This is a genomic window from Streptomyces sp. WAC06614, assembly GCF_003949795.1.
GTDB lineage: Bacteria > Actinomycetota > Actinomycetes > Streptomycetales > Streptomycetaceae > Streptomyces.
In genome coordinates this window covers 1-10,249 of the sequence record NZ_RPRY01000255.1, presented here as the reverse complement: position 1 = coordinate 10,249, position 10,249 = coordinate 1, and the positions used below count along the sequence as shown (strand labels likewise).

The following is a 10,249-nucleotide window of genomic DNA, read 5'->3' as shown; positions in this document are numbered from 1 at the left end:
GGTCCCTCAGGGCCCTCCGCCCTGCCCGAGGTCCTGCGGACCGCGCTGGCGCGGGTGCTGCCCCCGCACCTCGTGCCCGCGCACGTGCTCGTGGTCGACTCCGTGCCCAGCACCGTCAGCGGCAAGGCCGATCTCGACGCCCTCCCGGACCCCTTCGCCCGGTCCGGGCCGCCGGCGGCGGCCGTGGCGGAGCCGGCCGGGCTGGAGGAGCGCGTGGCCGGTCACTGGGCGGCGGTCCTCGGCACGGACCCGGCCGCGCTGACCCCGGACGCCGACTTCCAGGCGCTCGGCGGCGACTCGCTCGCCCTCGTCGAGATGCTCACCGCCGTCTCCGCCGACCTCCTGGACCCCGACCAGGCCCGCCACTTCATGGCCGGACTGGAATGCCTGCTGCGCGAGGTGACGCTCGGCCAGGTCTGTGCCCGGGTCCGCGCCGCACGGGCGGGGGCGATCGCATGATCTTCGTCGGGGACGGCGCCCTGCTGCGCCGCGCGGTGGCCCATGCGGCGGACCGCGGCCACCCGGTCGACCTGGTGTGTTCGGCCGACCCGGCGGACGCCGCCGGGGCCGGACCGCACCTCCTGGTCGGCGCCGACATCGACGCGCACGCGGCGGCCCTGGCCGCCGCGTCGAGCGACGGCATCGTCTGGTCCCTGAACAACCGGCGGATCTTCCGCGCCCCGGTGCTGTCCCTGGGCCTGCGCCTGTACAACGTCCACAACGGTCTGCTGCCGCGCCACCGGGGACTGCCCTCGGTCGCCGTGCTGCACGCGGTGCTGCACGGGCACCCCGCGTACGGCGCCACCCTGCACGAGGTGGACGCGGGGATCGACACCGGCCGGGTGCTCGCCGAACGCCGGTTCCCGATCGGCCCCGAGGACCGGTTCCACCAGGTGATGCTGCGGGGCGTCCGGGCCTGTCAGCAGCTGTTCGAGGAGCAGCTCCCGGCGGTGGCGGCGGGCCGGGCGGTCCCGGCCGACGCCCTCGCCGGCCGGCCCGCGGGCCCGTCGGCGTACCACGGGGTGCGCGATCTGGGCCGGCTCGCGCACTGGCGCGACCACCCGGCGTACGCCCGGGCCACCGACCTGGGCCCGTTCGCGGCCCATGCTCCGGAACTGGTGGAGGCGATCCGCCGGTTGTCCTGAGGCAGGCCCGTGGCACTCCCGCCACGGGGGCCGTCCTGCGTTTCTGACGGGCTGAAAGTTACCAACTGGTATCCAGTGACTTCCCATTCACTCGGAGGTAGAACCTGTTGCAATTCCGCCACGAGTGAGGAAGCTCACATGAGTGACTCTACCCCCACTGGCGACGTTCCCCAAGGCATCTCGCGTCGCCGCTTCATCGCAGGAACAGGTTCTCTTCTCGGCGCCGTGGCCCTCGCCGGCCGCGCCACCGCCGCCGCAGCCGCGATCGACACCGGGGCACACGTTCCGGCCCTGGTGATCGGTACCGGCTACGGCGGCTCCGTGGCCGCCCTGCGGCTCGCCGAGGCCGGGGTCGACGTGCACATGGTCGAGCAGGGCATGGCCTGGGACACCCCCGGCCCCGACGGCAAGATCTTCGCCAACACCACCAAGCCCGACTACCGTTCGTACTGGCTGCGCACGAGGACGAAGGCCCCGCTGAGCAACTTCCTCGGCTTCCCGCTGGACAAGGACGTCCCCCGCTACACGGGCATCCTCGACGCCGAGGAGATGGGCGGCATCATCGTCTACCAGGGCCGCGGCGTCGGCGGCGGCTCGCTGGTCAACGGCGGGATGGCGGTGACGCCCAAACGGGAGAACTTCGCCGCCGTCCTGCCCTCGGTGGACGCCGAGGAGATGTACCGCACCTACTACCCGCGCGCCAACGCCGGACTGGGCGTGGGCGTCGTCGACCCGGCCTGGTTCGAGACCGCGGACTGCTACCAGTTCGCCCGTGTCGGCCGCAAGCACGCCCAGCGCTCCGGCTTCCCGTTCGTCTTCGTCCCCGACGTCTACGACTGGGACTACATGAAGCAGGAGGCGGCGGGCACCGTGCCCAGGTCCGCCCTGGACGGCGAGATCCTCTACGGCAACAACGCCGGCAAGAAGTCCCTGCAGAAGACCTACCTCGCACGCGCCGCGGCCACCGGGAAGGTCACCGTCACCCCGCTGCACCGCGTCACCTCGGTGGCCCCGGCCGCCGGCCCCGGCGGCGGCTACACGGTCACCATGGAGCAGCTCGCCACCAACGGTGACGTCACCGCCGTCAAGACGGTGACCGCGGACCGGGTCTTCTTCGCCGCCGGCAGCGTCGGCACCAGCAAGCTCCTGGTCCGGCTGAAGGCCACCGGCGTGCTGCCCGGGCTCAACGACGAGATCGGCAAGGGCTGGGGCGACAACGGCAACGTCATGTGCGGCCGCGCCAACCACCTGTGGGACCCCACCGGCAAGGTGCAGGCCTCCATCCCCTGCGGCGGCATCGACAACTGGGCCGCCGGAGGGGCCTTCGCCGAGGTCGCCCCGCTGCCCACCGGCATCGAGACGTACGCCTCCTTCTACCTCTCCATCACCAAGAACCCGCACCGCGCCCAGTTCACCTGGAACGCCGCGGCCCGCCGGGTCGACCTCAACTGGCAGGCCGCCTGGAAGCAGGACTCCATCGACATGGCCCGGACGATCTTCGACAAGATCAACCAGAGGGAGGGGACGATCTACCGCACCGACCTGTTCGGTACCAACAAGATCTGGGGCGACCACCTCACCTACCACCCGCTGGGCGGCGCCGTGCTGAACCGGGCCACCGACAACTACGGCCGCCTGCACGGGCATCCGGGTCTCTACGTCGTCGACGGGGCGCTGATCCCCGGCAACACCAGCGTCAACCCGTTCGTGACGATCACCGCACTCGCCGAACGGAACATCGAGAAGATCATCGCCACCGATCTCTGACCGGCCGGACCCGGGAAGCAGTGAGCGCGCCGCGACCGGCCCGGCCGGTCACGGCGCGCTCCTGGCGTCGCACCGTCACTGCGTGGGCAGCACGCACACGCTGTCGAGCCCGAGCACCCGGTTGAGCCGGCCGAACGCCAGCCAGGACCCGATGCTCATGGTCAGTTCCACGATCTCGGCCTGGCTGTACCGCGCCGTCATCCGGCCCCAGAACTCCTCGTCCAGGCCGTGGTGGTCGAGCGCGTACCGCTCGGCGTACTCGGCGGCCAGTCGGGTGCGCTCGTCGAAGGCCTCCGTGGTACGCCACGCGGTGACCGCGTCCGCGAACTCCTCCTCGACCTTCTCGCCGTCCCGCTCGGTCCGCCAGTCCAGGCAGAACCCGCAGCCGTTGATCTGGGCGATCCGCAGCCGCGCCGCCTCGAACTCGCGCAGCCCCAGCGTGGTGTGCGCGTACACCGACAGCGAGAAGTTCGAGGCGGCCATGCCGATCTCGGGCACCATCTCGCCCCAGACGTACTCGATCGGGTGCTTCCCCTCGGGGACGTCGATGTTCATCCGGTGCTCCTTCCGGCCGTGGTGCCGAGCCGTCCGACCGCGGGCCGCAGCGGGACGTCGAGCGCGTCGTACAGGCCCGGTCCGGCCTCGACCAGCCAGTCGACGGCGCCCACCAGCCGGCCGACCGCGGTGGCGTTGCCGCCCGCCGAACGATTGCCGTCCTCGTCGGAGGCCTCCACCGTGACCTCGATCCGCGGCCGGCCCTCGATCACCACCCGGTGCGCGCCGACCCCGTCGGGCGGGGTCGGCCAGTCCGGGGCGCACGACGGGTGGATCCGGGTGACGTGCTCGATGACGATGCGCGGCACACCGTCGACCACGCCCTGCACCTCGAACCGCACCGCACCCTGGGTGCCCGCCTCGAACGTACCCATCGAGGCCGTCTCGACCGTGCGCTCCAGCGGTCGCCGGGCGCAGGTCTCCCGGATCCCGTCCAGTTCGACGCCGAGCGCCCGGGCCATCAGCCGGACCTGGCCGCCCCAGACCATGGTCGGCACGCCCTCGATCAGCATGGGCGGCTGGTGGTCCATGGGCAGGCCCATGCCCACCAGGGAACGGACCGAGTCCTCCTGGTCGTACGTCGAGTAGTCGAAGATCTCCTGGCAGCGCACGGCGTCCACGGTGCTGCCCAGGCCGCTGATCAGCAGGGGCAGGACGTCGTTGCCCCAGCCGGGGTCCACGCCGGAGGCGAACAGTGCGCCGCCGCCCTCGGCGATCGCCTTGAGCACCGGATCACGGAACTCCGGCGGGGCGTTGCGGGGGTCGTAGAGGGGATAGAGGGACGGGGTGACGACCACCGCGCCGGCGTGCAGCGCCCGGACGACGTCGGCGAGGGCGTCGTCCGGGCGGATGTCGCCGGACGCCGCGTACACGACGGCACGCGGCCGGGCGGCCAGGACGGCCTCGACGTCGTCGGTGGCGTCGACCCCGAGCGGACGGCCGAGACCGCCGAGCTCGCCGGCGTCGCGGCCGACCTTGGCGGGATGGTGGACGAGGACATGGGTCAGGGTCAGCGCCGGATGGGCCGCGACGGCGCGGATGGCCGCGCGGCCGACGTTGCCGGTGCCCCAGACAACGGTCGGTATCATGCAGCGGAGCGTAACCTGATGGGTCGTCAGTTCCTAGTGTCGGGACCGAGGTTCGCCCCGCCCGCCCGAGCCGTCGGGTTCGCCCGAGCCGTCCGGGTCGCCTGTGCCGCCCGGGCCCCTCGGATCCGTCGGGCAGAGCCGTGCGGCGGTGCGGACGAGGTCGGCGACGGCCAGCGACCTGCTGTGCGGGGGCCAGGCGATGACGGTCGTGACAGCCGGCGCGTCCGCCACCGGCACCGCCGCGTGCTCGTCGCGCAGATGGGTCCGGAGGGACTCGGGCACGACCGCGCAGGCCCGGCCGAGCGCGATCAGCTGGAACAGCTGGGTGTGGTCGCGCACCTGCGGGCCGGGCCCGTCCGGGCAGCTCCCGTCCCGTCGGGGCCAGCGCGGCAGGGGCAGGTCCGTCAAGGCGGTGACCTCGGCCATCGACAGACGGGGGCGGCCGGCCAAGGGGTGCCCCGCGGGCAGCACCACGACCTGCCGTTCGCTGTGCAGGTCCTCGCTGTCGAGTCCGGCCGTCGTGTCGAAGGGCCGCTGGAGCAGGGCGACGTCGGCCCGCCCGTCGCGCAGCATCCTCTCCTGCTCGCCCGGCCCGCACAGCATCACCTCGACGGCGACCGCGCCGGGCTCGGCGGCGTAGGCGTCCAGCAGTTTCGACACCAGTGCGGTGGATGCTCCGGCCTTCGTGGCCAGCACCACACCGGGCCGTTCGGCGGCCGCGCGGCGGGTGCGGCGCTCGGCGGCCTCGACCGCGTCGAGTGCGGCCCGGGCCTCCCGCAGCAGCACCGAGCCGGCCTCGGTCAGGGCGACACGGCGCGCGCTGCGGTGCAGCAGCTCCACGCCGAGCCGCCGTTCGAGCTGCTGGATCGCCCGCGACAGCGGGGGCTGCGCCATGGCGAGCCGCTGCGCCGCCCGCCCGAAGTGCAATTCCTCCGCCACGGCGACGAAATACCGTAGCTCCCGCGTCTCCACCACGTCATCGTATCCGGCCCCCACCAGCACCGATACCCGTACGGTATCGCCGCCGACCCGGTCGGTCCTGGACGTCCTGCCCGCCGGCGCACCAGGGTTGACGACATGAAGGAACAGACGATCGCGCTGGTGACCGGCGCGAACAAGGGCATCGGATACGAGATCGCGGCGGGCCTGGGCGCCCTCGGCTGGCGGATCGGCGTGGGCGCCCGGGACCGGGAGCGCCGCGACACGGCGGTGGAGAAGCTGCGCGCGGCCGGGACCGACGCGTTCGGCGTTCCGCTCGACGTGGCGGACGACGCGAGCGTGGCCGCCGCGGCCGAGCTGATCGCCGACCGGGCCGGAGGGCTCGACGTCCTCGTCAACAACGCCGCGATCACCGGCGCTGTGCCCCAGACGCCCACCACGCTCGATCCCGCGACCGTACGGGCCGTCGTGGAGACCAATGTGATCGGCGTCGTCCGCGTCACCAACGCGATGCTGCCCCTGCTGCGCGGCTCGGCATCGCCGCGGATCGTGAACATGTCCAGCAGCGTCGGATCGCTCGTCCTGCAGACCACGCCCGGCATCGACATGGGCCCGGTCCCCGCTGCGTACCTGGCGTCGAAGACCTTCCTCAACGCCCTCACCGTGCAGTACGCCAAGGAGCTGAGCGACACCCGCATCCTGGTCAACTCCGGCTGTCCCGGCTACACCGCCACCGACCTCAACGGCTTCCAGGGCGTCCGCACTCCCCAGCAGGGCGCGGCGATCGCGATCCACCTCGCGACCCTGCCCGACGACGGACCGAGCGGCGGCTTCTTCGACGACGCCGGCACCGTGCCCTGGTGACCGGCCCGCCCGCCGCCGGGGGAGGCGCCCCTCACGGCCCGTACGAGCTCGCGCACAGGTCGACGATGGTCGGCGGGACCGTCCCGTGCGCGGCCGCGCACAGCGAGGCCATGTCGTACGCCGGCTGCGGCGCGGTCCGGTGCGGCGGCGGGGGGGGGGGGCGGGGCCCCGCGCCGCCGGGCTGGGGGCGGGGGGGCGGCCCGGGGGGACGAGGAGGGCGGGGGGCGGGGGGGGGGGGCCCGCGGCGGGGGCGGGGCGGCCGGGCCGGCTCCCCGCGCGGTCCCGTGCAACCCTTCCCCCCGTTCCGGTGTTCGACAGATGCGGCACGGTCCTGACGACGAGTGGGAAGTGAGCATCCGTCATGCGCGAGACATCCGGTGACGACAGGGACTGGTGGGGAGCGGAACTGCTCGCCCGGCACCCGGCGGGCGCCCTGTGGGCCCAGGCCGGCCACGAGGTGACCTACCAACGCCTGCGGACCCGGACCGCGGACTTCAGAGCCCTCTTCCGCGCCCACGGCATCGGACCGGGCAGCACCGTGGCCCTCCAGGGCACCCCGAGCTTCTCCCAGTTGTGGTCCGTCCTCGCCCTGTGGTCGCTCGACGCCCAGGTGATGCTGATGGGCCAGGACATCCGCGGCCGCGAGCTCGGCCGGCTCCTCGACCGCTGCCGGCCCCAGTACCACGTGGCCTTCGACGCACCCACCCGCTTCCCCCGCGCCTTCCACGACGAGTGCGAGGTCCTCGTCCGCCGGATGCGCGGCGGCCGGCCCGCCACCGCCGACCACTGCCTGGTCCACTTCACCTCCGGCAGCACCGGCTTCGCCAAGGCCGTGGGCCGCACCCCGGCGTCCCTGCTGGCGGAACTGGACACCTTCCGCCGGGTCGGCGGCATGCCCGGCCCCGGCTCCCGCGTCCTGCTCCTGGGCCCGGTCGCCCACTCCTTCAACCTGGTCGGCGGCCTGCTGCACAACATGAACACCGGTGCGGTCACCGTCTTCCCCACCCGCACGGGGCGTCCCGCGGCCCTGCGCACGGCGATCCGCTCCCGGGTCGACACCGTCCTCGGCACCACCGAGCACTTCACCCAGCTCGCCCTCGGCGACCGCGCGGTCCGCGTGCCGGGGCTGCGCCGGGCCGTCTCCGGGGGGGACCGCCTCGACGACCGGGTGCACGCCCGCTTCGCCGAGCGCTACGGGGTCCGCATCGGGCAGGCGTACGGCACCACCGAGACCGGCATCGTGGCCGCCGATCCCACAGGCTGGTACGGCCCCGGCACGGTCGGCATGGTGGTCCCCGGCGTCCAGGTCCGCGTCCTGGCCGGTGAGCTGCAGGTCCGGATGGAGCGCAACCCCTACCTGGCGCAGGAGGCCCCGCCCGCCCGCTTCCTGGCCGACGGACCCCTGGACGGGCCCGGGTGGCTGTGCACCCGCGACCGGGCGGCCTTCGACCCGGCCGGCGCCCTGCGGATCCTGGGCCGGATCGACCCGTCCGCGGACCGGGTGGCGCTGACCCGCGGCACCGACCGGATCCTGCTGGCGGACCGGACGGCCGGGCGCGCCCTGACCCGCAGTGGTCGCCCCTCCTCGTGACCGACGGCAACCGCCGTACAGCGAAGGGTGTTCTTCTGGACGGAAGGTATTCGTCACCTCTCGACCAGGAGTCATAGCTTCGATGCCAACCCTCACGGGGAAGACCGCGGTGGTCACCGGCGCGGGCAGCGGGATCGGCCGGGCCACGGCGCACGCCTTCGCCGCACGCGGTGCGAACGTACTGGCGGTGGGCCGGTCGGGGGAGAAGCTCGCGGCCACGGCCGCCGGCCATCCCGCGATCGCCCCGCTCGCCACGGACCTCACCGACCACGGGTCCCCGGCCGCGGTGGTCGACGCCGCCCTGGAGTCGTTCGGCGGCATCGACACGCTGGTGCACTGTGCGGGCGTGCTGGGCCGGACCCCGCTGGGCACCGTCACGGCCGAGGACTTCGACCGCTTCATGGCCGTCAACCTCAGGGCGCCGCTGCTGCTGACCCAGGCCGCTCTGCTGCCCCTGGCCCGTGCGGGCGGCACGGTCATCAACATCAGTGCCTCGCTGGGCCGTCGCGGCTGGCCGGAGCTCTCGCTCTACGGTGCGACCAAGGCGGGCCTGGACTTCTTCACCCGAGCCTGGGCGGGGGAGCTGGCCGGGCTCGGGATCCGGGTGGTGTCGGTGGCCCCGGGCCCGATCGAGACGCCCATCCTCGACAACAACGGACTGGACGACCACGCGGTGTCGGCGATCCACCGCCTGCAGGAACTGCTGCCGCTGTCCCGTGCGGGAACGGCCCAGGAGGTCGCCTGGTGGGTCGCCAACTTCGCGGAGTCGCCGGCCTCCTACACCACCGGGGTCATCCTGCCCGTGGACGGCGGGTACGGGGCCGTGTAGGCGGGGTGGTCGGGGTGGTCGACGTAGTCCCCCGCGTTGAGGATGTGGTGCTGCAACTGCTGCACCGGGGCGCCGGGCTCGATACCGAGTTCCGAGACCAGATTCAGGCGCAGCCGGTTGAAGACCTCCAGCGCCCGGGCTCTGGACCCGGTGATGTCCAGCACCCGCATGTACTGGAAATGCAGTCCTTCGTGCAGCGGGTGCTCGGACACCGACGCGGCGAGATCGGAAATTGCTTCGTGATAATGGCCGACATTGATCCGTGCGTCGGACAGTGCCTCGACCACGCTCAGCCGTGATTCCTCCAGCTGGCGCCGCTGGGCCTCCAGCGCGGGCCCGGTGACGGCGTCGACGAATGCCGGACCGCGCCAGAGGCCGAGCGCCCGCGCGTACAGTTCGATGCCGTCCCGCACGGCTCCGTTGCGCAGGGATCTGCGCCCGCGCTCGGTCAGTTCCAGATACGACCGGTAGTCGAAATGCGCGGCGGTGTCGCTGAAGGTGTACCCGCCGGGCCGGGTCATGAGCAGTTCGCCGGCGACCACCCGGAGCGGAAGTCCGGTGAGGTGGGAGAGCATCTTGCGCGACTGGAGCACATAGGTCTGCAGGTTGCGCAGCGCACTGGCGGGCGGGGCGTCGCCCCACACCTCGCGCACCAGGGAGGAGACGGGGATGGTGGCGCCGGCGTTGGCGACGAGGACTGCGAGGACGGTGCGGGGTTTCGGTGCCAGTTCGATGTATTCGGCGGGCTCGTGAGCCGATATGAAAAGAGGGCCTAAGACTCCGATATCCATGAATTCTCCAGGCGGCCGTCGCAAGTCGGTGGGAACAAGTCGGAATGCAGTGTGGGGGGTTTGTTGTAAAAGTGCAGAACGGATTGCACATTTACGACTTGTGACATATTGAGACATCCTAATCAGGCCAGCCGGAAGCTGTCAAGGAACTGATCCGCTGTCAACTGCCGGTGTAAAAATAATGTGCATATTTTTTCTTCCGGGCAACCGCAATAACCTACGCGGTGTTGCTGTTCGGTTGCAGCGGGAAATGTGCGCCATCTCACCCCCCGCCGCGGTTTCGCGAAGGGCGACGGCCGAAGGGCGCACCCGGTGCGCGGACCCCTCCCTCCGGCCCTCGCCGCGCCGGCGCCGTTCAGGGCGCGAGCGCGACCAGCGCCGCGACGGTCCCGCCGAACACGGCCACGTGCCGCGCCTTCGGACCCGGCAAGGCCCGCCACGACGGCCACACCCTGGCCGTCCACGAGAAGGGCGGCTTCGCCGGCCCGGCCGCCGATCGGGCCGCGGCCGGGGTCTTCACCTTCGTCCTCGGCAACGTCCTGGGCGCCTCCGCCAACGCCTCGCTCCAGCGCCGCCCGGCCCGTGACGGCGGGGACCCGGACGCGCTGGTCCAGGAGACCCTGGCCCGCGCCGCCGAGGTCGCCGAGCGCTTCCCCCGCCTACGCGCCCGCCCCGCCACC

General features: G+C 72.7%; 10 protein-coding genes and 1 pseudogene. 7 read left to right on the top strand and 4 right to left on the bottom strand.

Going from position 1 to position 10,249, the window contains the following annotated elements; all coding sequences use genetic code 11:
- The 3 genes from EF918_RS26630 to EF918_RS26620 all read left to right on the top strand — a co-directional run.
- On the top strand, positions 1-459 hold a 459-nt coding region (locus tag EF918_RS26630), incomplete at its 5' end, for a phosphopantetheine-binding protein (protein WP_260610702.1).
- The gene (locus tag EF918_RS26625; protein WP_125651306.1) at positions 456-1,145 is read left to right on the top strand and encodes a formyltransferase family protein; all 690 of its coding nucleotides are present in this window, start codon (positions 456-458) and stop codon (positions 1,143-1,145) included. The genes EF918_RS26630 and EF918_RS26625, both read left to right, overlap by 4 nt.
- A gap of 138 nt (positions 1,146-1,283) precedes the next feature.
- The gene (locus tag EF918_RS26620; RefSeq protein ID WP_125651304.1) at positions 1,284-2,912 is read left to right on the top strand and encodes a GMC oxidoreductase; all 1,629 of its coding nucleotides are present in this window, start codon (positions 1,284-1,286) and stop codon (positions 2,910-2,912) included.
- A 75-nt stretch (positions 2,913-2,987) separates the two neighbouring features.
- Here EF918_RS26620 and EF918_RS26615 read toward each other — a convergent pair whose 3' ends face one another.
- Genes EF918_RS26615 through EF918_RS26605 form a run of 3 tightly spaced genes read right to left on the bottom strand, consistent with a single transcriptional unit; the run spans position 2,988 to position 5,527 of the window.
- Positions 2,988-3,467 carry a carboxymuconolactone decarboxylase family protein gene (locus EF918_RS26615; protein ID WP_125651302.1) on the bottom strand — a complete coding sequence of 160 codons (480 nt, stop codon included), beginning with the start codon at positions 3,465-3,467 and terminating at the stop codon, positions 2,988-2,990.
- The gene (locus EF918_RS26610; protein WP_125651300.1) at positions 3,464-4,555 is read right to left on the bottom strand and encodes a dihydrodipicolinate reductase; all 1,092 of its coding nucleotides are present in this window, start codon (positions 4,553-4,555) and stop codon (positions 3,464-3,466) included. The genes EF918_RS26615 and EF918_RS26610 overlap by 4 nt, the downstream gene beginning before the upstream one ends.
- A gap of 33 nt (positions 4,556-4,588) precedes the next feature.
- The gene (locus tag EF918_RS26605; protein WP_125651298.1) at positions 4,589-5,527 is read right to left on the bottom strand and encodes a LysR family transcriptional regulator; all 939 of its coding nucleotides are present in this window, start codon (positions 5,525-5,527) and stop codon (positions 4,589-4,591) included.
- 105 nt (positions 5,528-5,632) lie between these two features.
- Here EF918_RS26605 and EF918_RS26600 point away from each other — a divergent pair, with 105 nt between their 5' ends.
- From EF918_RS26600 to EF918_RS26590, 3 genes are all read left to right on the top strand, one after another.
- Positions 5,633-6,358, top strand: a complete 726-nt coding sequence (locus EF918_RS26600; protein WP_125651296.1) for an SDR family NAD(P)-dependent oxidoreductase — start codon at positions 5,633-5,635, stop codon at positions 6,356-6,358.
- Between the two features lie 361 nt (positions 6,359-6,719).
- Complete coding sequence (locus tag EF918_RS26595; protein WP_125651294.1) at positions 6,720-7,949, top strand: class I adenylate-forming enzyme family protein; 1,230 nt, start codon at positions 6,720-6,722, stop codon at positions 7,947-7,949.
- Positions 7,950-8,031: 82 nt separating this feature from the next.
- The gene (locus EF918_RS26590) at positions 8,032-8,778 is read left to right on the top strand and encodes an SDR family NAD(P)-dependent oxidoreductase (protein ID WP_125651292.1); all 747 of its coding nucleotides are present in this window, start codon (positions 8,032-8,034) and stop codon (positions 8,776-8,778) included.
- Here the strand turns inward: EF918_RS26590 and EF918_RS26585 are convergent.
- Positions 8,727-9,569 carry an AfsR/SARP family transcriptional regulator gene (locus EF918_RS26585; protein ID WP_185921933.1) on the bottom strand — a complete coding sequence of 281 codons (843 nt, stop codon included), beginning with the start codon at positions 9,567-9,569 and terminating at the stop codon, positions 8,727-8,729. The genes EF918_RS26590 and EF918_RS26585 overlap by 52 nt on opposite strands.
- A gap of 224 nt (positions 9,570-9,793) precedes the next feature.
- Here EF918_RS26585 and EF918_RS37755 point away from each other — a divergent pair.
- Positions 9,794-10,249: pseudogene (locus EF918_RS37755) on the top strand (hypothetical protein); the annotation flags it as partial.

What these genes read in the sequence shown, in the direction of transcription:
- EF918_RS26625 (WP_125651306.1), top strand. Translation starts at nt 456, where the DNA reads ATGATCTTCGTCGGGGACGGCGCCCTGCTGCGCCGCGCGGTGGCCCAT.
- EF918_RS26620 (WP_125651304.1), top strand. Translation starts at nt 1,284, where the DNA reads ATGAGTGACTCTACCCCCACTGGCGACGTTCCCCAAGGCATCTCGCGT.
- EF918_RS26615 (WP_125651302.1), bottom strand. Translation starts at nt 3,467, where the DNA reads ATGAACATCGACGTCCCCGAGGGGAAGCACCCGATCGAGTACGTCTGG.
- EF918_RS26610 (WP_125651300.1), bottom strand. Translation starts at nt 4,555, where the DNA reads ATGATACCGACCGTTGTCTGGGGCACCGGCAACGTCGGCCGCGCGGCC.
- EF918_RS26600 (WP_125651296.1), top strand. Translation starts at nt 5,633, where the DNA reads ATGAAGGAACAGACGATCGCGCTGGTGACCGGCGCGAACAAGGGCATC.
- EF918_RS26595 (WP_125651294.1), top strand. Translation starts at nt 6,720, where the DNA reads ATGCGCGAGACATCCGGTGACGACAGGGACTGGTGGGGAGCGGAACTG.
- EF918_RS26590 (WP_125651292.1), top strand. Translation starts at nt 8,032, where the DNA reads ATGCCAACCCTCACGGGGAAGACCGCGGTGGTCACCGGCGCGGGCAGC.
- EF918_RS26585 (WP_185921933.1), bottom strand. Translation starts at nt 9,569, where the DNA reads ATGGATATCGGAGTCTTAGGCCCTCTTTTCATATCGGCTCACGAGCCC.